This window comes from Pseudomonas sp. Q2-TVG4-2, from assembly GCF_013620795.1.
In the GTDB taxonomy this organism is placed as follows: domain Bacteria; phylum Pseudomonadota; class Gammaproteobacteria; order Pseudomonadales; family Pseudomonadaceae; genus Stutzerimonas.
In genome coordinates this window covers 20,973-45,995 of sequence record NZ_LGLW01000002.1, presented here as the reverse complement: position 1 = coordinate 45,995, position 25,023 = coordinate 20,973, and the positions used below count along the sequence as shown (strand labels likewise).

22 protein-coding genes and 2 pseudogenes are annotated in these 25,023 nt (G+C 61.8%); 5 read left to right on the top strand and 19 right to left on the bottom strand.

Annotated features, from left to right (window positions below; all coding sequences use genetic code 11):
- Positions 1–2: 2 nt before the first annotated feature.
- The 5 genes from H3028_RS05280 to H3028_RS05260 form a co-directional block, all read right to left on the bottom strand.
- The gene (locus H3028_RS05280; RefSeq protein ID WP_181296023.1) at positions 3–878 is read right to left on the bottom strand and encodes a triphosphoribosyl-dephospho-CoA synthase; all 876 of its coding nucleotides are present in this window, start codon (positions 876–878) and stop codon (positions 3–5) included.
- Positions 878–2,545 (bottom strand): malonate decarboxylase subunit alpha, encoded by a 1,668-nt coding sequence (gene mdcA, locus H3028_RS05275; protein WP_181296022.1) that lies wholly within the window; start codon positions 2,543–2,545, stop codon positions 878–880. Before mdcA ends, H3028_RS05280 begins: the two co-directional genes overlap by 1 nt.
- A gap of 118 nt (positions 2,546–2,663) precedes the next feature.
- Positions 2,664–3,101, bottom strand: a complete 438-nt coding sequence (locus tag H3028_RS05270; RefSeq protein WP_181296021.1) for a YqaA family protein — start codon at positions 3,099–3,101, stop codon at positions 2,664–2,666.
- A 99-nt stretch (positions 3,102–3,200) separates the two neighbouring features.
- On the bottom strand, positions 3,201–3,443 hold the full coding sequence (locus tag H3028_RS05265; protein WP_181296020.1) for a hypothetical protein: 243 nt from the start codon (positions 3,441–3,443) through the stop codon (positions 3,201–3,203).
- A gap of 179 nt (positions 3,444–3,622) precedes the next feature.
- Complete coding sequence (locus H3028_RS05260) at positions 3,623–4,051, bottom strand: DNA methylase (RefSeq protein WP_181296019.1); 429 nt, start codon at positions 4,049–4,051, stop codon at positions 3,623–3,625.
- A 377-nt stretch (positions 4,052–4,428) separates the two neighbouring features.
- Between H3028_RS05260 and H3028_RS05255 the strand changes: the two genes are divergently transcribed.
- From H3028_RS05255 to H3028_RS05245, 3 genes are all read left to right on the top strand, one after another.
- Positions 4,429–5,382, top strand: a complete 954-nt coding sequence (locus tag H3028_RS05255) for a TAXI family TRAP transporter solute-binding subunit (RefSeq protein WP_181296018.1) — start codon at positions 4,429–4,431, stop codon at positions 5,380–5,382.
- Positions 5,383–5,557: 175 nt separating this feature from the next.
- Complete coding sequence (locus H3028_RS05250) at positions 5,558–7,591, top strand: TRAP transporter permease (RefSeq protein ID WP_181296017.1); 2,034 nt, start codon at positions 5,558–5,560, stop codon at positions 7,589–7,591.
- Positions 7,588–7,989 (top strand): DUF1850 domain-containing protein, encoded by a 402-nt coding sequence (locus H3028_RS05245; protein ID WP_181296016.1) that lies wholly within the window; start codon positions 7,588–7,590, stop codon positions 7,987–7,989. Before H3028_RS05250 ends, H3028_RS05245 begins: the two co-directional genes overlap by 4 nt.
- Before the next feature lie 119 nt (positions 7,990–8,108).
- On the opposite strand, the gene H3028_RS05240 is transcribed toward H3028_RS05245, so the two are convergent.
- From H3028_RS05240 to H3028_RS05225, 4 genes are all read right to left on the bottom strand, one after another.
- Entirely contained in the window at positions 8,109–9,293 is a 1,185-nt protein-coding gene (locus H3028_RS05240; protein ID WP_181296015.1) for a PepSY domain-containing protein, read from the bottom strand.
- A 67-nt stretch (positions 9,294–9,360) separates the two neighbouring features.
- Positions 9,361–11,844 (bottom strand): TonB-dependent siderophore receptor, encoded by a 2,484-nt coding sequence (locus H3028_RS05235; protein WP_181296014.1) that lies wholly within the window; start codon positions 11,842–11,844, stop codon positions 9,361–9,363.
- Positions 11,845–11,948: 104 nt separating this feature from the next.
- Positions 11,949–12,902 carry a FecR domain-containing protein gene (locus H3028_RS05230; protein ID WP_181296013.1) on the bottom strand — a complete coding sequence of 318 codons (954 nt, stop codon included), beginning with the start codon at positions 12,900–12,902 and terminating at the stop codon, positions 11,949–11,951.
- The gene (locus H3028_RS05225; RefSeq protein WP_181296012.1) at positions 12,902–13,417 is read right to left on the bottom strand and encodes a sigma-70 family RNA polymerase sigma factor; all 516 of its coding nucleotides are present in this window, start codon (positions 13,415–13,417) and stop codon (positions 12,902–12,904) included. The genes H3028_RS05230 and H3028_RS05225 overlap by 1 nt, the downstream gene beginning before the upstream one ends.
- Before the next feature lie 154 nt (positions 13,418–13,571).
- Between H3028_RS05225 and H3028_RS05220 the strand changes: the two genes are divergently transcribed.
- Positions 13,572–14,096 (top strand): DUF3617 domain-containing protein, encoded by a 525-nt coding sequence (locus tag H3028_RS05220; RefSeq protein WP_181296011.1) that lies wholly within the window; start codon positions 13,572–13,574, stop codon positions 14,094–14,096.
- A 46-nt stretch (positions 14,097–14,142) separates the two neighbouring features.
- Here H3028_RS05220 and H3028_RS05215 read toward each other — a convergent pair whose 3' ends face one another.
- Positions 14,143–14,496 carry an NADH:ubiquinone oxidoreductase gene (locus H3028_RS05215; protein WP_181296010.1) on the bottom strand — a complete coding sequence of 118 codons (354 nt, stop codon included), beginning with the start codon at positions 14,494–14,496 and terminating at the stop codon, positions 14,143–14,145.
- A gap of 90 nt (positions 14,497–14,586) precedes the next feature.
- Here H3028_RS05215 and H3028_RS05210 point away from each other — a divergent pair, with 90 nt between their 5' ends.
- Positions 14,587–15,558 carry a GTP-binding protein gene (locus H3028_RS05210; RefSeq protein WP_181296009.1) on the top strand — a complete coding sequence of 324 codons (972 nt, stop codon included), beginning with the start codon at positions 14,587–14,589 and terminating at the stop codon, positions 15,556–15,558.
- Positions 15,559–15,566: 8 nt separating this feature from the next.
- Here the strand turns inward: H3028_RS05210 and H3028_RS05205 are convergent, their stop codons facing one another.
- The 9 genes and pseudogenes from H3028_RS05205 to atpD all read right to left on the bottom strand — a co-directional run bounded on the left by H3028_RS05205 (position 15,567) and on the right by atpD (position 24,996).
- Positions 15,567–15,941 carry a DUF3301 domain-containing protein gene (locus H3028_RS05205; protein WP_181296008.1) on the bottom strand — a complete coding sequence of 125 codons (375 nt, stop codon included), beginning with the start codon at positions 15,939–15,941 and terminating at the stop codon, positions 15,567–15,569.
- 79 nt (positions 15,942–16,020) lie between these two features.
- Positions 16,021–16,428, bottom strand: a complete 408-nt coding sequence (locus H3028_RS05200; RefSeq protein ID WP_181296007.1) for an SMI1/KNR4 family protein — start codon at positions 16,426–16,428, stop codon at positions 16,021–16,023.
- 224 nt (positions 16,429–16,652) lie between these two features.
- A complete protein-coding gene (gene glmS / locus H3028_RS05195; protein WP_181296006.1) occupies positions 16,653–18,503 on the bottom strand; it encodes a glutamine--fructose-6-phosphate transaminase (isomerizing) in 1,851 nt (616 codons plus the stop codon).
- 2 nt (positions 18,504–18,505) lie between these two features.
- Positions 18,506–19,288, bottom strand: a complete 783-nt coding sequence (locus H3028_RS05190; RefSeq protein WP_168426223.1) for a DeoR/GlpR family DNA-binding transcription regulator — start codon at positions 19,286–19,288, stop codon at positions 18,506–18,508.
- A gap of 74 nt (positions 19,289–19,362) precedes the next feature.
- A pseudogene (locus tag H3028_RS21550) lies at positions 19,363–19,875 on the bottom strand (methyl-accepting chemotaxis protein); the annotation flags it as partial.
- A gap of 345 nt (positions 19,876–20,220) precedes the next feature.
- Positions 20,221–21,216: pseudogene (locus H3028_RS21545) on the bottom strand (HAMP domain-containing protein); the annotation flags it as partial.
- Positions 21,217–21,626: 410 nt separating this feature from the next.
- On the bottom strand, positions 21,627–22,991 hold the full coding sequence (glmU, locus tag H3028_RS05180) for a bifunctional UDP-N-acetylglucosamine diphosphorylase/glucosamine-1-phosphate N-acetyltransferase GlmU (RefSeq protein WP_181296004.1): 1,365 nt from the start codon (positions 22,989–22,991) through the stop codon (positions 21,627–21,629).
- A gap of 119 nt (positions 22,992–23,110) precedes the next feature.
- On the bottom strand, positions 23,111–23,539 hold the full coding sequence (locus tag H3028_RS05175) for a F0F1 ATP synthase subunit epsilon (RefSeq protein WP_168426220.1): 429 nt from the start codon (positions 23,537–23,539) through the stop codon (positions 23,111–23,113).
- Positions 23,540–23,619: 80 nt separating this feature from the next.
- On the bottom strand, positions 23,620–24,996 hold the full coding sequence (atpD, locus tag H3028_RS05170; RefSeq protein WP_181296003.1) for a F0F1 ATP synthase subunit beta: 1,377 nt from the start codon (positions 24,994–24,996) through the stop codon (positions 23,620–23,622).
- Positions 24,997–25,023: the final 27 nt, after the last annotated feature.

The window sequence follows — 25,023 nt, the reverse complement described above, 5'->3', positions numbered from 1 at the left end:
GATCAATTGCTCCCAGTCGAGGCCGGCGCAGCAGGCGTCAGGCGGTCGAGGAAAAGGGTGGCGGCCAAGAGGTCGGCGGCGCCGCCCGGCGAGGCGTTGAGGGCGAGCATGTCGCGATCCAGATCACGTAACTGACGGCGACCGGCGAGGCCGGCGGCGCCACCGGCGTCGAGCACGGCGCGGGCACCGGCCTGCATGCGGGTCAGGCCTTGGAGCCCGGCACGGTGCAGCACGCAGGTGTCGGTCAGCCCACTCATGATCGCCAGCAGCGCATCGAGCCGGGCGTTCTGCTCGCCTACCCCGTCGCGGCGGCTGGCCAGCAGTTGCGGCAGACCCTGCTCGATGACGGCCGGAAAGCCGTGCTGCGCCTGTTCGCGGGCGCCGAGCACACCGTAGGTGCGACAGACGCGAGCGCCGTGGCTATCGGGGTTGGCCGGCGCGAGAGGATCGCTCAACCGGGCCAGTGCGGCCGCGGTATCAGCGATACGCCGAGCGTCCGATGTGCCGGTTTCAAGTGCCGTCGCCGCGGTGAGCAGCCCTAGCGCCCAGATCGCGCCGCGATGCGTATTCACGCCGCTGGTGACGCGGAGCATTTCGGCTTCGCCGTCCCGGCCGAGTTGCCCAAGGCTTTCGCGCAATGGCTGGCCGACTTCACCAATTGTTTGCGCCGCTTCAGCCATCGCCTTGAAGGCCGGCCACAACGCATTGGCCGACGCGTGCATCAGGCCCAGGTGCAGGTCGCTGTGGGCACCGCTGCCGCGCCGGTCTACCAGACCCGGCTTGGGTGATAGGTCGGCTTCATCGATCAGCGCTTGTACCGCCAGGTCCGCCAGCCGCTCGGCAAGCGAGGGCTGTTGTCTCGCAATCAGTGCGCTCATTACCAGCTCCTGAATTTCGCAGGCGGGTTGTAGAGCCCACCAGACCACTCGACCAGCTCGGCGATGCTCTTGGCCGCCAGCAGTTCACGGCTGGCGTCGTTGCGACGAATGCCAAGGTCCTCCGGCAGCGCGATCAGCCCTTCGCGGCGCATGCGCTCGGTATCTTTCGGGTTGTGCCGCAGACCGATGCTGGTGACGCCGGCCACCGCGGCGATCATCGCCTGGCGCTCTTCCAGCGAACGCGCCTTGTACAGGTAGGCGATGCCTTCCTCAGTGAGCAGGTGGGTAACGTCGTCGCCATAGATCATGATCGGCGCCAGCGGCATGCCGCTCTTCTTCGCCACTTCGACCGCATCGAGCTGCTCGACGAAGGTGGGTTTGCCGCCTTCCTGGAACGTCTCGACCATCTGCACCACCAGCTTCTTGCCGCGCTCGAGCATGGTTACCGGGCCTTCGCCGCCTGGCGTGGCCATGTCCAACCAGGCAGGGGTCGGATGGCGGCGACCACGCGGGTCGTGGCCCATATTCGGCGCACCGCCGAAACCGGCCAGACGACCCCGGGTCACGGTGGAGGAATGACCATCGCCATCGACCTGCAGGGTGGCGCCGATGAAGAGATCGACCGCGTACTGGCCGGCGAGCTGGCACATCATGCGGTTGGAGCGCATGGAGCCGTCGCGGCCGGTGAAAAATACGTCCGGGCGCTGGGCGATGTAGTTCTCCATGCCCAGCTCGGTACCGAAGCAGTGCACGCTCTCGACCCATCCGGTCTCGATTGCTGGAATCAGCGTCGGGTGCGGGTTAAGCGTCCAGTTGCGGCAGATCTTGCCTTTCAGGCCCAACGATTCGCCATAGGTCGGCAGGATCAGCTCGATGGCGGCGGTGTTGAAGCCGATGCCATGGTTGAGCGACTGAACGTTGTGCTTCTCATAGATACCGCGGATCGCCATCATCGCCATCAGCACGTGCACCGGCTTGATGTGGCGCGGGTCGCGGGTGAACAACGGCTCGATGTAGAACGGCTTGTCGGCGACCACCACGAAGTCGACCCAGCTGGCCGGGATGTCCACGCGCGGCAACTCGTCGACGATCTCGTTGACCTGAAAAATGACGATGCCATCGCTGAAGGCCGTGGGCTCAACCAGCGCCGGGGTGTCCTCGGTGCTGGGGCCGGTGTAGATGTTGCCGTGGCGATCGGCCTGAAAGCCGGCCACCAGCGCGACGTTGGGGATCAGGTCCACCAAGAGGCGCGAATAGAGTTCGATGTAGGTATGGATGGCGCCGACTTCCAGCAGGCCATCTTCGAGCAGCTGGCTGATGCGCAGGCTCTGTGGGCCGGCAAATGAGAAGTCGAGCTTGCGGGCGATCTGCCGCTCGAACAGGTCCAGATGCTCGGCGCGGCTGACGCTGGGCATGATCATGTGCAGGTCATGCAGCTTGCCGGGATCAACCTGCGCCAACGAGCGCGAGAGGAAATCCGCCTGCTTCTGGTTGTTACCTTCGAGCACCACCCGATCGCCGGGTGCGATCAGCGCTTCGAGCGCCGCAACGATTTTCTCGCTGGGCAGGACCACCCCGTCGGCCAGGTTACGCACCAGATCGAGACGCCGGGCTTTTTCAGCGCGACGACGCGACCACTGCGGCGGTGGGGATATTGTTGTTGTCATGCTGACTCCACAGGTTTCCGCTTTGTGGAGCGCACAGTAGGGAGATCACCGAACAGTCATCAATCAAGCGCAGAGGCGCTTCGTTACGCTGAGGTTAACGATCTCGCAAAACCAGGCGCTACAGCCACCCGAGGGTAACGCTGGCAAGCAGCAGATAGCGGCCGCCCTTGGCCAGGGTCACCAGCAGCAAAAAGCTCCAAAGGGGTTCTCGCAGGGTGCCCGCGATAACAGTAAGCGGGTCGCCGATGATCGGCACCCAGCTCAGCAGCAGCGACCAACGCCCGTAGCGGTGGTAGCGGCGCTGCGCCTTTTCGAGCTGCTGCTCGCTGGCCGGAAACCAGCGTTTATGACGCAGCCGCTCGATGGAGCGGCCGAGCAGCCAGTTGACCAGCGAGCCCAGCACATTGCCGAGCGTGGCGACCCACAACAAGGTCACCGGAGAGAGGCTACCGCCAAGCAGCAACCCGACCAGCACCGCTTCCGATTGCGCCGGTACCAGCGTGGCGGCGGCAAAAGCCGCGGCGAACAGGCCGAGATAAGCGGTCAGATCGGCCATGGTTTCTGCAGGCTTACGAAATGAACGGCACTGAGCGCCAGCACGCCGCCAAGACTGCTGGCGCAACGAGGAGCGCTGCCGAGCCGTATCGTCCTGATGTCAGCGCCCCGGCTGTGGGCGAAAGCCCGGCACCGCAGCGGGGCGATCCACTCGACCGGCCGGTTGCGTGCAATTGAGGTCGCGAAACGGCTGGCCGTTGAGCAGCGCCCAACCGTGCCCGGGTGGGGTCTGCCGGCAAATGACGGTGCCGTCGGCCTTGCTCTGCCACTGGTAATAGGGTGCAGGGCCCGCAGCTGCCAATAGCGGTAAGGACAGACTGAAGGCAATAAAAAGGACACGCATGGTCGGGCTTCGGCAGTGGGCTGGCGCCACTTTAGCCGGATCGTCGTGTGACGCAAGCACCGTCCGGCAACAGTCGGCTAAAGCCTGTAGCCAAGGGGGACGTTTGTCCTTTCTGGCGAGCGTGGTTGGCCTGGTTCGCAAGCAAGCTCGCTGCTACGAAAAGCGAGCGGACGACCGACTCAGTACCAGACCTTCGCCGCCTCGCGCATGAAGATTTCTACCGTCTTCGGCCCGACGCCTTCGAACTCGGCCAACCGCTTTTCCAGCTCTCTGCGGCTTTCGCTCTGCGCATGGATGTTGCCGAGCTTGCCGTCGTATTCGCTGCTGAGCTTGTTGCACAGTTTGAGCAGGCGCTCGGCTGTCGATTCGTCATAGCGTACGTAATGCGCCTCGCCGAGCATGTCCACCAGTTCTTGCCAACTGCAGTTGCAGAGTTTGCGCGGCGTGTCGCGCTGATGCTTGTCGACGATTACCCGATAGGCCTCGGCAGCGATTTCCTGCTGGATGCGCTTGCCGAACAGGAAGCTGGCGATAAACCACTTGAAAAGCTCGTCCCCGCCCTTCTCGATGTCGATACCCAGATCTTTCGCGCTGATTTCACTTGCCATGGTGCACCTCGCTGAATGCCCTTCCCCTTATGCGACGCCGCGGTGCACGCCGGGTTTCCCGCGAGGAACAAGCGCGCAATAGGCGAAAATCCGCCTACCGCTCCGTCACGATCGGCAGTTTTCTGCCCATGCGCGCTTCGAAAGTCAGATGGGAACCGCATACTAGAGCCCTGAGCGGTGATGGCACGGCTCGTGCTATGCCAGTATTGCCCGATGCGATCAAAGACAAGAAAAGCCGCACAGCGCCCTCCTGCTTTTCACTGCAAAAGCCTATCCGTGTGCCTCCGCCTTTTCTTGTCCGCTTGCAGCTCTACGGCTGCGACTGATCGTCTATCTTCAGTTCTGCGAAACCAATAACAACGAAACGGAGAAACACAATGAGATTGACCAAACGCTTCAGCCTGCTCGCTGCCGCAGCGGCCTTTACCGCCAGCACCGCCGCGGTTGCCGCGCCGACCTTCATCAATGTTCTGACGGGCGGCACCAGCGGCGTGTACTACCCGATCGGTGTGGCGATCTCCCAGCTGTACAGCAAAGGCATCGAGGGCTCGAAAACATCCGTGCAGGCAACCAAGGCTTCGGTCGAAAACCTCAATCTGCTTCAGGCCGGTCGCGGTGAGCTGGGCTTCGCCCTCGGTGATTCGGTGGCCGATGGCTGGAACGGTGTAGAAGACGCCGGTTTCAAGGCCCCGCTGAACAAGCTGCGCGCCATCGGCGGCAGCTACCCGAACTACATCCAGATCGTCGCCAGCAAGGAATCCGGCATCAAGACGCTGGCCGACCTGAAAGGCAAATCGCTCTCCGTTGGCGCACCTAAATCCGGTACCGAGCTCAACGCGCGCGCCATTCTCAAGGCGGCCGGCCTTAGCTATGAAGACATGGGCAAGGTCGAATATCTGCCGTTCGCCGAGTCGGTCGAGCTGATCAAGAACCGTCAGCTCGACGCCACCCTGCAGTCTGCCGGCCTGGGCATGGCGGCGATCCGCGACCTGGCCTCGACCATGGAGCTGAACTACGTCGAGATTCCGGAAGATGTCGTCGCCAAGATCAACAACGATGCCTATCAGGCCGCAAAGATTCCGGCAGGAACCTATGACGGGCAGGAAGCGGACGTGCCGACCGTTGCAATCACCAACATCCTGGTGACCCATGAGGGCGTGTCGGACGACGTGGCGTACCAGATGACCAAGCTGCTGTTCGAAAACCTCGACCAGCTGAGCAAAGCCCATTCGGCCGCGAAGGACATCAAGCTGGAAAGCGCCACCAAGGCGCTGCCGATCCCGTTGCATCCGGGTGCCGAGCGTTACTACAAGGAAGTCGGCGCACTCTGAGTACACCCGGGGCGGCATCCGCCGCTCCGACTCCCGGCTCGCGAGCGCACCCGCGCTCTCGCGGCCGGAATTCCCCAACCGACCTTCTGCAGAGATGCTAGTAAAACCAGCGTGTATCCACGGCAGGTTTTGTTAGCAGCTCTACGCGACCACGCTTTTCAGCTCGAGGCATTTCATGAGCGAACTACAACAAGAACAGGGCTTGGCTGGCACCCCTGCCGGATGGCCCAAGACACTGTTCTATGTCGCCCTGCTGTTTTCCACGTACCAGATCATCATGGCGGCGTTTCACCCAGTATCGAGTCAGGTTCTACGTGCCGGGCATGTCGGTTTCCTGTTGATGGTGGTGTACCTGAGCATTCCAGCCGCTGGCAAGGGTCGCCCCTGGCAGCCCCTGGCATGGGTGCTGGCGCTAGCCGGCATGGGCACGGCGTTTTATCAATGGAACTTCGAGGGCGATCTGATCCAGCGTTCGGGTGATCTGACGACCTTCGACTTCGTCGTCGGGGTGACGCTCATCGTCCTGGTCTTCGAAGCCGCTCGGCGAGTGATGGGTGTCGCATTGCCGATCATCTGCGGACTGTTCCTCGCCTATGGCCTGCTCGGGCAGTATCTGCCGGGCGACCTGGCGCATCGTGGCTATGGCCTGGATCAGCTGATCAACCAGCTCGCCTTTGGCACCGAAGGGCTGTACGGCACGCCAACCTACGTATCGGCCACTTACATCTTCCTGTTTATCCTGTTCGGCGCCTTTCTCGAGCAGGCCGGCATGATCAAACTCTTCACTGACTTCGCCATGGGCCTGTTCGGCCACAAACTCGGCGGCCCCGCCAAGGTTTCGGTGGTGTCATCGGCCTTGATGGGCACCATCACTGGCTCGGGCGTCGCCAACGTCGTGACGACCGGCCAATTCACCATTCCGCTGATGAAACGCTTTGGCTACCGCGCGGCATTTGCCGGAGGGGTCGAGGCGACGTCCAGCATGGGTAGCCAGATGATGCCCCCGGTGATGGGCGCCGTGGCCTTCATCATGGCCGAGACGATCAATGTGCCCTTCGTCGAGGTGGCCAAGGCTGCACTGATTCCGGCGTTGCTGTATTTCGGCTCGACGTTCTGGATGGTTCACCTGGAAGCCAAGCGCGCTGACCTCAAAGGCCTGCCGAAAGAGCAGTGCCCAAGCGCCTGGGCAGCTGTGAAGGAGCGCTGGTTCCTGCTGATTCCGTTGGTAGTGCTGGTCTGGCTGCTGTTCTCCGGACGCACGCCGATGTTTGCCGGCATCATCGGTCTGGCGCTGACCGCCATCGTTATCCTGGGCTCGGCAATCATCCTGAAGGTGTCCTCGTTTGGCTTGAGAATCGCCTTCTGGATTGCCCTGGGGCTGCTCTGCGCGGCGTTTTTTCAGCTGGGCATCGGCGTCATTTTCGGGGTCATCGGCGTGCTCGTGGCGGCCTGCTGGTTCGTCAAAGGCGGCCGCGAAACGTTGGTGATCTGCCTACATGCGCTGGTCGAAGGCGCCCGTCATGCCGTACCCGTGGGCATTGCCTGTGCGCTGGTCGGCGTGATTATCGGTGTGGTGTCGCTGACTGGCGTGGCTTCGACCTTTGCCGGCTACATCCTGGCGGTGGGCGAGGACAACCTGTTCCTGTCCTTGCTTCTGACGATGCTGACGTGCCTGGTGCTCGGCATGGGTATCCCGACGATCCCCAACTACATCATCACCAGCTCGATCGCTGCGCCGGCTTTGCTCGACCTCGGCGTGCCGCTGATCGTTTCGCACATGTTCGTCTTTTACTTCGGCATCCTCGCCGATCTCACACCACCGGTGGCGCTGGCCTGCTTCGCCGCTGCGCCCATTGCCAAGGAGACCGGGCTGAAGATCAGCATGTGGGCCATACGGATCGCAATCGCCGGATTCGTGGTGCCCTTCATGGCGGTATACAACCCGGCGCTGATGCTGCAGGGCGACAGCCTGTGGATGACTGCATACATGCTGATCAAGGCAGCCTTCGCGATCGGTCTGTGGGGCATCGCTTCGATCGGCTATCTCCAGCGGCCGCTAGCGTGGTGGGAACGCCTGCTCGGGTTTGCGGCCGGCGCGACGCTGATCATGGCCATGCCGATCACTGATGAAATCGGCTTCGGTATCGGCATTCTCCTGCTGGCTCAGCACATCGTGCGGGCACGCCGGGCAGGGCCGGTACTGGCGTGATCGGATTGTGTCTGGGTTTGGCCGGGGTGGTGTGGGCACAGGTGCCTACCGCCGACTTCACCCTGGCCTGGATTCACACGATCGAGAAGATCCGCTGGGAGGAAGATTACCGCGTGATGCCGGACGGACTGCTGCTCGGCGAAGCGCGGGTCAAGGGTTCAGGTGCCGGGATGGAAATCCCGGATGATGCCGAACTGCGTGACGGGGCCTGGCACTACCAGCGCCAGATGCCGCCGTTGCAACCGCTGCGCGTGGGGCGAACCCCCGAAGCAGGGGATTATCAACTGTGCTTTGACCAGCGCTGTCACTCGATGAGCGAATGGCTCGGCCCGCCAAAAGCGGACCAGCCCGCGCTGGAGCTTTGGAGTTGCGCCGTATCTGCGGACGGCTCCTCCTGATTCGGCACCTTCGCAGCCCTGTCTCCGTAGCTAGGCGGCGTAGGGGCTGCGACGGCCGCTGGTGGATCGGTGAAGCGTGATCCACCCTACTTAGGCGACGCCGGTCAGGCGTGTGTCGATCAACTCGTTTCCACCAACGTACCCCGCCGCACGAGCGTCGAGCGCCGTGCTCGCAATTTGCGCCACCAGATCATAACGCCGGTGGCAGAGAGCACGGCAATCGCCACGCCTAACACGGCAATCAGGATACGCCCCGGCAGGCCGAGGATTCGGCCGCCATGGATTGCAGGCTGCAACATGTGGAACTGCTCGCCTAGCGTGCCCTGCCCCGGGATCTCCTGGCCCAGCAGTTGACTGCCGTCACTGCCATGGAAGAACAGCCAGGCGTTGCCCTGGTTGCTGTCGTGGTCACCGAAACCAGCGCCGTAGAAGTTATATTCGAAGCTGTAGTACAGCTCGCCGATGGGCTCGCTCAGCCCCAGGTCGGCGGCGTGCTGCATGGCGTAATCGTAGGCCTGATGGAAATCGTACTGGGTCACGCCGAGTTCATTCTTGGGCAGCTTGCCACGCGCCTCGTAAACGCTTGGCTCCACCGGCGAAAGTAGCGAAACCACCGGCTTGAATACCTGTTCAGGCAGGTTCATCGCAATGCTGCTGACCGCCACCGGGGTGAGCAATAACCACAGCCAGAGCCCGCTGGCGCGATGCACGTCATGGTTGAGCCGCTGCCGCTTGATCTTCCAGGCCGTCCACCACTTGCTAAAAAATGGCCGCCCGCGAGGAAAGGTCAGCAACAGCGAGACGAAACAGTCAAGGGTCCAGAAAATCGCCACCAGGCCCATCAGCCAAAGCCCCCAATTTCCGGGCAGCGACAGGTTGTAGTGGAATTCGAGCATGAACGGCACGAAGTTCTGCCGAGAGAAACAGCACTCGCCCCAGTAGCGCGTGCCGACTGGCTCGCCGGTGACCACGTCGAGGTAGTGCACCACCGGCCGCTCGTCATAGGGTTTGCCGGTTTCAGGGTCGTTGCGCGGCACCAGCGCCATCAGCGCGGCATGGCCCGGCTCGTCCGGAAATTCCATGTACCAGACCTGCATATGCGGGTTGGCCTGCTGCACACGATCGACCAGTGTGCCTGGCGCCAGCACGGGCCCTTGGCTGGTGGTGTGGTAGAACTCCGGGTTCAGCCATTCGTCCAGCTCATGATGAAAGGCCAGGATGCTGCCGGTGATACCGGCGAGAAACAGGAACAGCGCGGTAGCCAGGCCGATATAGCGGTGCAGAAGAACGAGGATCGGACGCATCGTCGGTTTCCGTTTTCAGAAAGCAAAAAGCCGCCGATCCATCGAGATCGGCGGCGGAGTTACCCGACTAGAAGTCGTAGGTCACAGTCGCCATGACGTTGCGCTCCTCGCCGTAATAGCACTGGCTCAGGCTGTTGCACGCGGCGACGTACTTCTCGTCGGTGAAATTGTTGAGGTTCAGACGCACGCCGACGCCCTGCAAGCCCACACGCGCCATGTCGTAGCCGAGCATGGCGTCATACAGCGTGTAGGACGGTATGCGCAGTGTGTTCTCCGCGTCGACCCAGCTCTTGCCGAAATAGCGCGCGCCACCGCCGACCTGCAGACCTGCCAGAGGGCCCTGATCGACGGTGTAATCGGTCCACAGCGAGGCCATGTTGCGCGCGACCGCGTTGGGCATGTTGCCGCGATTGTTTACGCCGGCGGCGCCGGTGAAATCCTTGGAATACTCCACATCCATGTAGGTGTAGCTAGCGATGACGTTGACCTGTTCGAGCGGCCGCAGACGGGCTTCCATTTCCACGCCTTTTGAGGTGAGCTCACCCACTGCGCGGTAGAAATTCTCGTTCGAATCCTTGTTCGCCAGGTTCGACTGTTTCAGATCGAAGTAAGAAATGGTGTAGAGATCGTCGGTGCCGAGCGGCTGGTACTTCAGACCTACCTCGTACTGTTCGCCCTCGGTCGGGTCCAGCAGGGCGATGTCGTAGACCCCTGGCGATACCTCGTTATAGGCCGCGGTGGCGTTCGGATTGAAGGACTCCGAGTAACTGACGTAGGGCGACAGGCCGTTGTCGAAGGCATAGAGGACGCCGACCCGGCCGGTGAACTGCTCCAGCTTGGCGCTATCGGCCTGATCACCATAGGACGCATCGCTCGTGTGGTCGAAGGAAACATCCACCCAGTCCTGCCGCATGCCCAACGAGAAGCGCCAGTTACCCAGACTGATCAGGTCCTGCACATAGAGGCCGGTCTGCTCCAGCTCACGGGTCTCGTCGTACTGGTGATAGAACACCGGACTACCTGCCCCGACTGCGCCGGTGTAGGGGTTGATGGCAGGCAACCCATAACCCGCGTCGTAGTCGACCTTGGCCTTGCGCCGCTGGTAGTCGAGGCCGGTCACCAGCGTGTGGCTGAGGGCGCCGGTATCGAAGAGAAACTGCAGCTGGTTGTCGATGGTCCATGCGTGTAATGCCTCGTCGGCACCGGTGTAGTAGCGCACCAGCTCGTCCGCCGTTGCATAGCCGTACTGATAGACCTGCCCGGACTTCACGGTCGAGTCGAGGTACTGGAAGTTCTGCCGTGCCGACACGACATCGTTGAAGCGGTGCTCCAGCTGATAGCCAAGCATCTGCTGGTCGCGCTCGAACTTCTCGAAGTCTTCGTCGCCTTCGAAAAAGCTGCGCGAGATGCGCTGACCGTTATGCGACGTCACCGTGCCGTCGGCCGGCAGGCCGCCGTGGTAACCGCTTTCGGGGTCTTTCTGCAGCATCGCCAGCAGAGTCAAGCGTGTGTCTTCGGTGAAGTCGATGCTCACCGACGGCATGACGGCGTAGCGCTGCTCCTCGATGCCATCCACCTGATTGTCAGCATCCTTGACCACGCCCGCGAGGCGGTAGGCGATCCGCTCATCATCCAGCGGCCCGGTGAAATCGAACGCGGCCTGCTTGTAATCGTTGCTGCCATAGGAGAACTGCAGCTGACGACGGGCCTCGTGCTGCGGCTTCTTGGTGGTCATGGCTACCAGGCCGCCAGGCAGGCTGCGTCCGTAGAGCACCGATGAAGGCCCCTTGAGGATGTCGATGCGCTCGATGAAATAGGGGTCGACCTGCAAGCTGCTGTAGGTACCGCTGTCGCCGAGCAGCTTCTGACCGTCGAGGTAGAGGTTATCCACCGATCCGTCGGTAATGCCGCGCATGGCGACATAGTCATAACGCGTCGTCGCCCCGTAGGGCGAACTCATCAGCCCCGGCGTGTAGCGAACCGCCTGGGCGATGGAGCGTGAGCCCTGGTCCTCGATCTGCTGACGAGTTACCACCGAAACGGTCTGGGAGGTTTCGACCAACGGCATACTGGTCTTGGTCGCCACGCTGCTATGAGTAGCGTTGTAGCCTTCCATCTCGCCCAAGGCATTGCCCAGGGCAAAGCCCTCGACCACCATCGGCTTCAATTCGACAGTGCCGGTTTGCTCTGGGCGCGGTGCTAGCGAGTAGGTGCCGCGGGCGTCGCGCACCGCCTGCAGTCCGCTGTCCTGTAACAGCGTTTCGAAGCCTTCCTCAATGCCGTATTGACCTTGCAGACCGTTCGATTGCCGCCCTGTGATCAGGCTGCCGTCGACCGACAACATCACTCCAGCCTCGCCGGCGAAACGACTAAGGGCACTGGACAGCGGGCCGGCGGGGATGTCGTAGCGACCCACCGACTGCTGACTGGCGGTCTGCGCCAAGATCACCGGCGAGGTGACGAGCGCCGCCAGCGGCAGGCAGAACATAGCGGCGCGAACGGCCTGGGCAACCGTGCTGGGACGGCGGAGCGGAAGAGCGATGAAGTGCATGGGTCATCCTTTTTTGCGCGGGCAAAATCGTGATCGTTGCCGTTATGCCCGACGACATTGCAAAAAGGGAACTGCAGATAAGAAGTTTTTACATTCGTGTTTAATCAGGCGATCTGCTGCAATGGCTCGAGGCTCACCCACCAGGGAAGCCGCCGATTGATACGAAGTGATAGCGTGCCGGCCAGCGCTTCCAATACTCGCTCGGTATCTGCCAACGGATAGGCACCCACTACGCGCAGGCCCGCCACTCGCGGATCGCAACCGAGATAGCCCTGACGATAGCGCGCCAACTCGGCGACGAACTCGTCCAGGCGAAGGTTATCGGCCAGCAGCACCCCACCGGCCCAGGCTTGCCGACCCGATTGGACTGGACGCCCGGGCTCGATGCGATGACTGTTGAAGGCAACCTGTTGCCCCCTCATGACGGTACGTGAAGTGCGACGCTCGGCCAGCTGGATATCGATTGTCCCGCCGAACACGCTGAGCTGGGTGCTACCGTCACGCTGCAGCACCGAGAATCTCGCGGCATCACGCGCCTGCAAAATGCCCTCGGCGGTACGCAACATCAGCGGACGGCGCTCGGCAACCGTTTGCAGTAGCAGCTCACCGCGGTACAGCGAGACCTTGCGAGTCCGGTCTTCAAAGGCGATGTCCACGGCGCTATCGGTGTTCAACCACAGCTGTGAGCCGTCATCCAGGCGCCAATCGCGTACCTCACCAACAGCCGTGCGCTGGTCCGCCACCCAGTTTCGCCACGGCATTGCACCCGCGGCAAGCGCCAGCACGCCTCCACCGCAGAGGATCGACAGGGTTTTCAGTGCCTGCCGGCGATTCGCCTGCCTGGGTTGCAACAGAGCCGTAGCCGCTGGGCTGAACGGATCGCCGGCCAAGGGTTCGAGCCGTCCGCTGATTTGCTCGACCCGTTGCCAGGCGCGGGCATGCTCGGGTGCCGCCAGCCAGGCCCGCCAGGCTTCTCGGTCGGCCTCGCTGACCGATTCGGATTGCAGCACCGCGAACCACTGGGCCGCAGCCTGCAGCACTTGATAGTCAAGGCTCATTACTCGTCCTCGACCAGCGTCAGGCAGTGCAGCATGGCCTGCGCCATGTATTTTTTTACCATCCGCTCGGACACCCCGAGTTCGGCGCCGATGGCTGCATAGGTCATTCCATGCAGCTGTGACAGTAGGAATGCACGGCGCACCTTGTTCGGCAGGCGCGCCAGCATCGCATCGACCTGCATCAGCGCTTCCACGACCAACGCTTGCGATTCCGGCGAAGGCATCACGGCTTCGGGCTGCAGCATGAGCGCATCCAGGTAGGCCTGCTCGATCCGCTTGCGGCGCCAGTGATTGATCAGCAGCCCCCTGGCGATGGTATGCAGGTAGGCGCGGGGTTCGCGAATGGCGTCCAGCCGATGGTCCTTGGTCAATATGCGGACAAAGGTGTCCTGCGCCAGGTCGGCGGCCTTCTGGCTACAACCGAGCTGGCGACGCAACCAGCCGTTCAGCCAGCTCTGATGATCCACATAGAGCCGATGCACCAGCTGCTGCCGGACCATACCCTGGGTCGCCATGGATGTTTCCCTTCACCGTAGAGAGCGTAATGCTAACGCTTCTCAACAACGCAATCCATTCCCAGCGACGCTTTGAGGAGTTTATCGGTTCTCCCTCGGCCTTTTGCCCGGCCTCGGCTAGGCTCATCTCAAGACAGTTTTTCGGAGGCTGCACATGAAACACAAGGCAAGGCTGAGTGCTGCGGCGCTGCTGCTAGCCGCATCGGCGGTCCAGGCGGAAGAAATGTTGCCTGGGCTATGGGAATTCTCCAGCGACGAGATCGAGGTAAACGGTATGCAGATGCCGGGTGTCGCGGAGATGGTCGAACAGATGAAGAGCCTCCCGCCCGAGCAGAGAAAGATGATGGAGGAAATGCTCGCGGCACAGGGTGTCGAGCTGGGCGCCAGCGGCATGCGCATCTGCCTTAGCGAGGCGCAGGTAAAGTCACGAGAACTGCCGTTTCAGGACGAGCCCGGATGCAGCCAGAAAATAACCGAGCAGACCGATAGCCGATGGTCGTTCACGTTCCAATGTCCTGACGCCAAGGGCCAGGGTGAGACTCGGCTGATCAGCGAGCGCGAGGTGGCTAGCGTGATCGAAAGCGATTATCAGGTCGGCACGCAGCAAGGCAGCAGTCGCATGAAGTCCCATGGAAAATGGTTGAGCGAGGATTGCGGGTCGCTCAAACCAAGAAGCTAGCGCAACGTTTCACGTGGAACGCCCGTAAATACTGGCCCAGCGGCCGTTACTCGACAATCCACTCGCCGTCACTGGTCTGTTCGCACGCGGGCTGGAGAAAACGCGCGTCGCTGGCGACGCCGTAGTAGTGAATGTCCTGCCGATAGGGCATGTTGGAAACCTGGGCGTTGCGGCAGATACCAAAGGCGCCGGTGGGGCACTGTTCGACGAAGGCGATGTCGACCCTCTGGTCTTTAAGCTGAGGTTGGCAGAAGCCCGATCGGAACAGCTCGGTGGGAATCGTCCGGTTCTGCTGACAGAGCTTCACCTCGATTCGTTCATCCTGGCTATGGATGACGCAGCCTTCCGCCCATACCTGACCGGCGACACTCATAAACAGCACAAAGCAAATTGAACGCATCGAACGGCACCTTGGTCTATCCGCCGCGACTCTAGCATGCAGGCCTAAAAACCGCTTTCAACCTGCTCATCGAATGCGCACTATCCCTAAATGCTTACCCAAATACCTACTCACCTGATCTGCGGCCCGCTCGGCGCCGGCAAGACCAGCCTTATTCGCTCGCTGCTGGCGCAGAAGCCCGTGGGCGAGCGCTGGGCCGTGTTGATCAACGAGTTCGGCCAGATAGGACTCGACGCAGCGCTGCTGAGCACTGACGAAACAGGCATCAGCCTGGCCGAAGTGGCCGGCGGCTGTCTGTGTTGTGTCAATGGCGTGCCGTTTCAGATCGGCCTGAGCCGCTTGCTGCGCAAGACCAAACCGGACCGACTGCTGATCGAGCCTTCCGGGCTGGGTCATCCAACCGAGCTGATGGCGCAACTCGGCGCGCCGCCATGGCAAGGCGTGCTCGCGCTTCAACCTTGCGTCACTGTGCTCGATGCCGTGGCACTTGCGCGGGGCGAGCCATTGCCGTCGAGCCAGCAGCAAGCGCTAGGACACAGTGGCTTGGCGCTGCTGAACAAGAGCGAAAAGCTGAATCAGGCGGAGCGTCAGCGCATCGTTGCGCGGTTGCCGCCATTGACCCTGCGCTGGACGCAGCAAGGTGACTTGCCGATCGCCGAGCTGCCGGGCATCGACCAGCGTGCCGGATTCGATGACGTCCAGGTACCTATGCCCGACGCGACTGCTTCGTCCGAGCTATCCGGTGCTGTCTGGCTCGATTCGCAAAAGCCCTTCTGCCAAAGCCAGGGCAGCGCAGACGGTTGGAGCATCGGCTGGCGCTGGCATCCAAGCCAGCGTTTCGACCTTCCACAAGTTGCGCAGTGGCTAGGCAGCCTGAGCTGGCGCCGAGCGAAGCTGGTGTTGCACGGAGCCGATGGCTGGCGCTCGGCCAACGCCCTGGCTGACGAGGCGCTGGCGTTCAAGCCCAGCGAATGGCGAAAGGATTCGAGGCTCGAACTGATTTTCGATAAATCACAGAACGAAGAGCAGTTGAAGGCAGACATGTGTGCCTGCCGTCTGTAACGCATAGCTCAATCGTCGCGCCGCCGCCAATCGTCGATCTGGATGACCTGCCCTGAGTCTGGAGGTGCGCGAAAGGGATGTGCATCCATCTCGATCGGTCCCGGCCGAGCACCGAACATGACAATGTTGCCTTGATGACGCTGCTCACCGGTCACGGTGAACTCGAATCCATAGACCCGCGCGAAGCGGCGCTGACCGCGCGCATCTCGGATCAGCCCCAACCGACGAAACGCGACGTTACCATCGAGCAGTTCGACATCCATCTTCTGGCAATGCCGCCGCACCGATGCCAGCGCGCGCTCGCGGATGCCATGGGAATGCCAAAGCCAGGCGGCCGCAGTCATCAGCAGCAGAAAAATGAACAGATTGCCGAGCGTTACCATAGGCGTTGCGCCCCGCGGAGGCCCGCTGAGGCCGATAGACATTGATGCAGTGCCGCCGGCCCGCCGCTGACCAGGCCGTTCAACTTTCCAGCCAGACGTCGCGCACCCAGTGCCACACCGACTCCCAGCTCTGGTCGGTCATTTCATGCTCCTCGCCGTCGAACAACATGACCTCCCCCTCCAGATCGACCACGTAGTAGTCGGGGCCGTCCTGACAGATAGGCAGCAGGTCGCGCTCGACACCGGCATCCCAGGCATTCGCGGCCACTTCCGGCAGATAGGTATGCGACTGCGGATCGGCGGCGGTAACCGGCTCCAGCCGGCCATAGACAACGTCACTGACCGTCAGCAGAAATTCGCGTAAGCCAAACGGCAGGTTGATCAGCAACTCTTCCTCAACCTCCACCAGGCGTTCATCGTCCGGCAATTCCAGTGGAACTGGTACCGGTTCGTTGAGTTCACGCAGTTGCTCGATTACTTCTTCCACGACAGTCCCCTCTTTTGCAGTCGCCAGGAATGCGCCGTTTATACAAGCCCTTGCATTGGCTAGCCAGTACCAGTCGTGCTAACGCGATTGCCGCTCGAAAGAACCGGCGTCAACGGCAGCAGTCTTGCCGGTTATGCCTCATTCCCGCGGCGAACACCCTTTCGCCTCGGGATTAGCCTTTCGCCATGCCCTGTACACAACACCTTCGGCGCTGCTCGCGGCGCTTATTCCACCGTCACGCTCTTGGCCAGGTTACGCGGCTGATCGACGTCCGTGCCACGCAGCACCGCGACGTAGTACGACAGCAGCTGCAACGGCAAGGTGTAGAGGATCGGCGCCAACACATCGTGGATATGCGGCATGCTGACGATGAAGGTGCCCTCACCGTTCTCGATACCGGCTTCCCGATCGGCGAAGACGATTAGTTCGCCACCACGAGCGCGCACTTCCTGGAGATTGGATTTGAGCTTTTCAAGCAGCTCGTTGTTCGGCGCCACGGTCACCACAGGCATGTCGGCATCCACCAGCGCCAACGGGCCATGCTTGAGTTCGCCGGCCGGATACGCCTCGGCATGGATGTAGGAAATTTCCTTGAGCTTGAGCGCGCCTTCCATTGCCACCGGGTACTGCGCACCACGTCCGAGAAACAGCGTGTGGTGCTTCTCGGCGAAGTGCTCTGAGATCTTCTCCACCGTAGTGTCCATCGCCAGGGCCTCGCCCAGACGCGTCGGCAGGCGGCGCAGCTCGTCGATCAGCTCGGCTTCCAGAGCCGGGGCCAGCGTGCCGCGCACCTGTCCCAGCGCCAGGGTCAGCAGCAGCAGGCCGACCAGCTGGGTGGTGAAAGCCTTGGTCGAGGCCACGCCAATCTCGGGTCCGGCCTGGGTCAGCAGGGTGAGATCGGATTCGCGCACCAGCGAGCTGATGCCAACGTTGCAGATAGCCAGGCTGGCGAGATAGCGCCCCTCCTTGTCGGTGCGCGCCTTGGCGTTGCGCAGCGCCGCGAGCGAATCGGCGGTCTCTCCGGATTGAGAAATGGTGACGAACAGGGTATCGGGTTGCACCACTACCTTGCGGTAGCGGAACTCACTGGCAACCTCGACCTGGCAAGGGATGCCAGCCAGCTCTTCCAGCCAGTAACGGGCGACCATGCCGGCGTGGTAGCTGGTGCCACAGGCGACGATTTGCACGTTGCGTACCTTGGCAAACAGCTCGGCGGCCTCCGGACCGAAGGCCTGCACCAGCACCTGATGATCACCGAGCCGACCTTCCAGGGTGCGCTGAACGACCTTGGGCTGTTCGTGGATTTCCTTGAGCATAAAGTGGCGATACTCGCCCTTGTCAGCGGCTTCGGCGCCCTCATGGTACTGCACGCTTTCGCGCGCCACGGGCTGGCCATTCGCATCCCAGATCTGCACGCTATCGCGGCGGATCTCGGCGATGTCGCCTTCCTCCAGGTACATGAAACGGTCGGTCACCTGGCGCAAGGCCAGTTGATCGGAAGCGAGAAAGTTTTCGCCCATGCCTAGGCCGATTACCAGCGGGCTGCCGCTGCGAGCTGCCAGTAGGCGATCCGGCTGCTTGGCGCTGACCACCGCCAGACCATAGGCGCCATGCAGCTCTTTGGCCGCCGCCTTGAGCGCGACGGTCAGATCGCCGAATTCGTCGAGCTTATGGCGCAGCAGGTGGACGATGACTTCGGTGTCGGTATCGGAGACGAAAACGTAGCCCAGCGCCTTCAGTTGCTTACGCAGAGCTTCGTGGTTTTCGATGATGCCGTTGTGCACCACCGCCAGATCATCACCGGAAAAATGTGGGTGAGCGTTGCGCTCGCAGGGTGCGCCGTGGGTGGCCCAGCGAGTGTGGGCAATGCCTAGGCGACCGGTAAGCTGTTCCTGCTGTTGCGCCTGCTCCAGTTCGGCGACCTTGCCGGAACGGCGCAAGCGGTGCAGCTCGCCGCTGTTATCCAACACAGCGACACCGGCGCTGTCATAGCCCCGGTATTCGAGCCGCTTGAGACCTTCGAGCAGAATTGCGGTGATGTTGCGTTCGGCGACAGCGCCAACGATGCCACACATGTTCAGTTCTCCAGATGGGTTTCGACGGCCGCGCAGATCAGCTTGACGCCGCGGGCCTGGATGCTTGAACGCGCCTCGGCGGTGAGGCGCTCGTCCGTTATGAGGGTATGGATATCGCCCCAGGGCAGTTCCAGGTTGGGTATGCGTCTACCGATCTTGTCGGATTCAGCAAGCACAATGACTTCACGGGCCACTTCGGCCATGACCCGCGACAGGCCGAGCAATTCATTGAAGGTGGTGGTGCCCCGCTGCAAGTCGATGCCATCGGCACCAATGAACAGCTGATCGAAATCGTAGGAGCGCAGCACCTGCTCAGCCACCTGGCCCTGGAACGATTCGGAATGCGGATCCCAGGTGCCGCCGGTCATCAGCAGCGTGGGCTCGTGCTCCAACTCTCGCAAGGCATTGGCCACACCCAACGAGTTGGTCATAACCAGCAGACCGCGCTTGTGCCCTAGTTCGGGGATCATTGCAGCGGTGGTGGTGCCGCTGTCGATGATGATTCGAGCATGTTCGCGAATGCAGCCGACGGCGGCTCGGGCGATGGCCTGCTTCCAGGGCGAGACGGGCTGCACGCCATCTCCGATCAGCTCCTGTGGCAAAGGCACCGCGCCACCGTAGCGGCGCAACAGCAGACCGTTCTTTTCCAGCGCAGCGAGGTCCTTACGGATGGTCACCTCAGACGTCTCGAAACGCCTGGACAGCTCATCGACGCTCACTTCGCCCTGCTCGTTGAGCAGGGCGAGAATGGCGTGGCGTCGTTGCGGCGTGTTGCGTTTCGACATGCTTAAGTTTCGTTTCGAAAGAAAATTTCGCGAATCAAAACCTAAACCAACGCTTCCGTCAACTCCCGGTTGGGTCAGACGCGAAAATAGCCCATCAAACTCTGCTGATGGTTCGCCAGCTGATTCAAGGCCTGGCTGACCCGTGCCGACTCGTCAGCCTGCCCGGAAAGCGATTCCGTTACGTCACGAATGCCCGCAACGTTGCGGTTGATCTCCTCGGCGACCGCGCTCTGCTCTTCGGCGGCGCTGGCTATCTGCAGGTTCATGTCGGAAATCACTGCCACTGCATCGCCAATCTTGCGCAACGCAGCGACCGCATTTCCCACTTGCTCGACATTGCTTTGGGCCTGTCCGCGGCTACCCTGCATGGCCGTCACCACATCGTGGGTGCCGTTCTGCAGGCGCTCTATGACCTGGCGGATCTCCTCGACGGATTCCTGGGTACGTCGGGCCAGGCTGCGCACCTCGTCGGCCACTACAGCGAAACCGCGCCCGGCCTCGCCGGCCCGCGCCGCCTCAATAGCAGCATTGAGCGCCAGCAGGTTGGTCTGCTCAGCGATTGCGCGAATCACCTCCAGCACCGAACCGATCTGTTCGCTGCTGGCGGCCAGGCTTTCCACCTGAGTCATGGCATGGTTGAGTTCGTCGGCGAGCCTGCCGATGCTCTGTGTGGTGTGGTCGATCACGCTCAGTCCTTCGTGGGTGGCCTGATCCGCGTCACGTGCCGCTTCGGCCGCTTGCGCAGCATTGCGCGCAACATCCTGCGCGGTGGCACTCATCTCCTGCGACGCCGTCGCCACCTGATCCACTTCGCGGAACTGCTGCTGCATCCCAGCACTGGTCTGGCTCGCGATAGCCGCCGACTGATCAGCGCTGCTGCGAGCATCCTGCACCGAGCGCTTCACATCGGCGATGGTGGGCTGCAGCTTATCGAGGAAGCGGTTGAACCACCCCGCCAATGCACCCAGTTCGTCGTCGCGAGAGTACTCCAGACGACGAGTGAGATCGCCCTCACCGCTGGCGATGTCCTTGAGCATCGCCGCCACCCCTTCGATCGGCCGGGTGACGCCGCGCGCGGTCAGCCACATCAGTGCCAGGCCCAACAGCACCGCGCCAAGCCCGATGGTCAGCGCAATCATGCTGTCCTTGCGGCTCTGAGTCTGCAGCGCCTGTTCAAGACGCTGTGCCGGGCCGAGCAGGACCTGCCGTGGTACCTCCAGCAAGATTGCCCAGGGCGCAAGTTCGGGTATCGGCTGCACGGGTTGTAACACGCGAAGCATGTCGCCATTTTCGAGCATCGCCTTCTGGCCCGCATCGACGGCGCGGCCAATCGCCTCGCTTTCCGAGCCGAAAGCAGCACTCAACGACTTGCCGAGCAAACCGGCGTCGCGGCTGTGGCCACCCAGCAGCTTGGCCGGGCTGATGACGCTCAGCTGGCCTTCGCCCTGATATAACTCCTGATGTGCCTGCTGACTGAGTTGCTGAAGCGACGCCAGGCTGATGTCGACGCCGACGACGCCAATCACCTTGCCGTCCTCGATCAACGGAAAGGCAACGCTGGTCATCAGCAGCGGTCGGCCTTCCACTTCATCGAAATAAGGGTCCAGCAGGCAGACCCGGGCGCTATCGCGGGGGCAGCTGTACCAGGCGTTGTACGGTGCACCGCTGATGCTCGGTGTGGTGTCGGCGAGCAATTCCTCGCTGATGGTTTCGGCCGTGAGCTGGCCAGGCGTGCGCTGCGACCAGTACAGTGAGAAACGGCCGCTGTCGTTGCCGCCCATCTCCTGGTTGTCGATGAACATGCCGTCCTTGTCGTCCAGCGCGTCGGTTTCGAACACTACGTAAATACCGATCAGGCCAGGGTTCGTCTCCAATGCGGTCTTGATCTGATGATGCAGATCTTCCCGCAGCTCGAACGCGTTCGACATGCGCTCGATAGCTTGCTCGCGCAGCGACAACACCTGGCGGGCAAACCCCTGACCGTACTGATAGGCATCATTGAACTGGCGCTCGATTCGCAAGGCCTGAGACAGCCCGCGAGCCTGTAGATTGTCGCGCGCCGACTCTTCGAGCATGACGCTGCTCGAGGCACTGACCAGGGCCACGGTCTGGCGCGATTGATAAAGTGAAGCACCGATCAGCAGGCCAACGATCAGTAGCAGGCAGAGACCAGCCAGCAGGGTTAGCTTCCACTGGATGGACAGTCGAGTGAGGGAGGGCATGGGTGCGTCCTTTTTTGTTATGCCCTGATAGATCGGCCAGATGTACGATCTCTTTAGCGCCTACGGGATAAAGTCGTCGCCGCACGTTGAGCACCGGAGCGCTCGACGTCGATGGCTTACTTACGAACCTTCTGTGGGCGCTTCCAGCCCTCGATCAATGCCTGGCGAGCCCGGCCCAGGGCCAGGGTGCCAGCCGGCACGTCAGCAGTAATTACCGAACCGGCGCCTGTGGTAGCGCCATCCCCAACGTTCAACGGAGCCACCAACGAGCTGTTGGAGCCGATAAAGACGTCTTCGCCCATAACCGTGCGGAACTTGTTCGCGCCGTCGTAATTGCAGGTGATGGTTCCGGCCCCGATATTGGTTCGCGCGCCGATGTCTGCATCACCCAGATACGCCAAATGGCCGGCTTTCGCGCCCTCACCCAGGTGCGAGTTCTTCACTTCGACGAAGTTGCCCACATGTGCCTTTTCCCCCAGAACAGCGCCGGGGCGCAGACGTGCAAACGGCCCGCAGTCCGCGCCCTCGCCCAGCTCGGCGCCATCCAGGTGGGAGTTGGCCTTGACCACCGCTCCGCGACGCAGCGTGCTATTGCGAATCACGCAATTCGGTCCGATCTCGACGCCATCCTCGATGACGACTTCGCCTTCGAGAATCACGTTCACGTCGATCAGCACGTCACGGCCGATGGTGACCTCCCCGCGCAGATCGAAGCGAGTCGGATCCCGCAATGTCACCCCCTGGGCCATCAAGCGTCGCGCGGCACGCTGCTGATAATGCCGCTCGAGATCGGCCAGTTGGATGCGATCGTTGGCGCCCTGTACCTCCATGGCATGCTGCGGTTGCTCGGTGGCGACCGTCAGGCCATCGGCCACGGCCATGGCGATCACGTCGGTCAGGTAGTACTCACCTTGAGCGTTGGTATTGGACAGCCTTCCCAGCCAATCGCCGAGCCGCTCGCCCGGCACCGCAAGAATCCCGGTATTGCCTTCAGCGATCAGCTTCTGCTCGGCTGTGGCATCCTTGTGTTCAATGATCGCCTGGACCACACCTTGTTCGTCACGGACGATGCGACCGTAACCGGTCGGGTCGTCCAGATTCACCGTGAGCAGTGCCAGTTGCTGCGATCCGACTTTTTGAAGAAGACGATCCAACGTTCCTGCCTCGATCAGCGGTACGTCGCCGTAAAGAATCAGGACTCGTTCGGCAGTGAGCGCCGGCAGGGCCTGAGCCACGGCGTGTCCGGTTCCCAGCTGCTCGGCCTGGACGACGAAATTCAGATCATCCGACGCCAACCGCTCGCGTACCAGCTCGGCGCCATGGCCAATCACCACATGGATGGCCTTCGGCTTGAGCCCACGAGCGGTATCGATGACGTGACCGAGCATGGACTGTCCGGCGACCGGGTGAAGCACCTTAGGCAGGGCTGAACGCATGCGCGTGCCCTGACCGGCAGCGAGAATGACGATATCGAGAGACATGGCAGATCCTGAACAATCGTGACCCCTAGGGCCAACGTGAGACGTTATTTTCAAAACGGAAAAGAAAAAGGGTAGCCAAGGCTACCCTTTTACTCGTGCGCGATGAAGCCGTTAACGGATCAACCGCGGCCGTACTTCTTGCGCATCGCCTCGATGGTTCGCAGCTGAGCGGCAGCCTCGGCCAGACGGGCAGCGGCAGAGCCGTAATCGAACTCCGCGCCCTTATCATGCAGCGCCCTCTCGGCCGCCGTCACGGCAGCCTTCGCCGCCGCTTCGTCCAGATCCTTGGCGCGCGTGGCGGTATCGGCGAGTACCTTCACCATGTTCGGCTGGACTTCGATGAAGCCGCCGGATATGTAAAAGATCTCTTCGCCGCCGCCCTGCTTGATCACTCGCACCGGACCGGGCTTGAGATCGGTCAGCAGTGGGGCGTGGCCCGGCAGAATACCCAGGTCACCCAAGTGACCATGAGCGACAACCATCTCTACCAGCCCCGAGAACAGCTCTTCTTCCGCACTGACGATGTCACAGTGGACTGTCATAGCCATACTTATGCCTCGGTAATCGGCTCAGCTGGCGGCGGCTGCCGCCAGCTGAGCTTATTGGCGCCCGCAAGCGGGCGCGCCAGTTACAGTTTCTTGGCTTTCTCGATGGCCTCGTCGATACCGCCAACCATGTAGAACGCCTGCTCCGGCAGGTGATCGTAATCACCGTTGAGAATGCCGGCAAAGCCACGGATGGTTTCTTTCAGCGAGACGTACTTACCAGGCGAACCGGTGAAGACCTCGGCCACGAAGAACGGCTGGGACAGGAAGCGCTGGATCTTACGAGCACGGGATACCAGCTGCTTGTCGCCTTCGGACAGTTCATCCATACCGAGGATCGCGATGATGTCCTTCAGTTCCTTGTAGCGCTGCAGCACGTACTGAACACCGCGAGCAGTGTCGTAGTGCTCTTGACCGATCACGTTGGCATCCAGCTGACGCGAGGTGGAGTCGAGCGGATCGACCGCCGGGTAGATACCCAGGGAAGCGATGTCACGCGACAGAACCACGGTGGCGTCCAGGTGGGCGAAGGTCGTCGCCGGAGACGGGTCGGTCAAGTCATCCGCAGGGACGTAAACGGCCTGAACGGAAGTGATCGAACCGCTCTTGGTGGAGGTGATGCGCTCTTGCAGAACGCCCATTTCCTCGGCCAGCGTCGGCTGATAACCCACTGCGGACGGCATACGACCCAGCAGCGCGGACACTTCGGTACCGGCCAGCGTGTAGCGGTAGATGTTGTCAACGAACAGCAGAACGTCCTTGCCTTCGTCGCGGAACTTCTCGGCCATGGTCAGGCCGGTCAGTGCCACACGCAGACGGTTTCCTGGTGGCTCGTTCATCTGGCCGTAGACCAGCGCAACCTTGTCCAGAACGTTGGAGTCCTTCATCTCGTGATAGAAGTCGTTACCTTCACGAGTACGCTCACCCACACCGGCGAACACGGAGTAACCGCTGTGCTCCATGGCGATGTTACGGATCAGCTCCATCATGTTTACGGTCTTGCCAACACCGGCGCCACCGAACAGACCGACCTTACCGCCCTTGGCGAACGGGCATACCAGGTCGATAACCTTGATGCCAGTTTCCAACAGTTCGTTGCCGCCTGCTTGTTCGGAATAGCTCGGAGCGGCGCGGTGGATACCCCAGCGCTCTTCCTCACCGATCGGGCCGGCTTCATCGATGGGGTTGCCCAGCACGTCCATGATCCGGCCCAGGGTGGCAGTGCCCACCGGTACGGAAATGGCCGCGCCAGTGTTGCTGACGTCCAGACCACGCTTGAGGCCTTCAGTCGAGCCCATGGCGATGGTACGAACAATGCCGTCGCCCAGCTGCTGCTGGACTTCCAGGGTGGTTTCGGCGCCTGTGACTTTCAGCGCGTCATAAATGTTCGGTACCAGATCGCGCGGAAATTCCACGTCGATAACGGCGCCGATGATTTGAACGATACGTCCGCTACTCATGTTTGGTTCCTCTGAATATTTGAACCG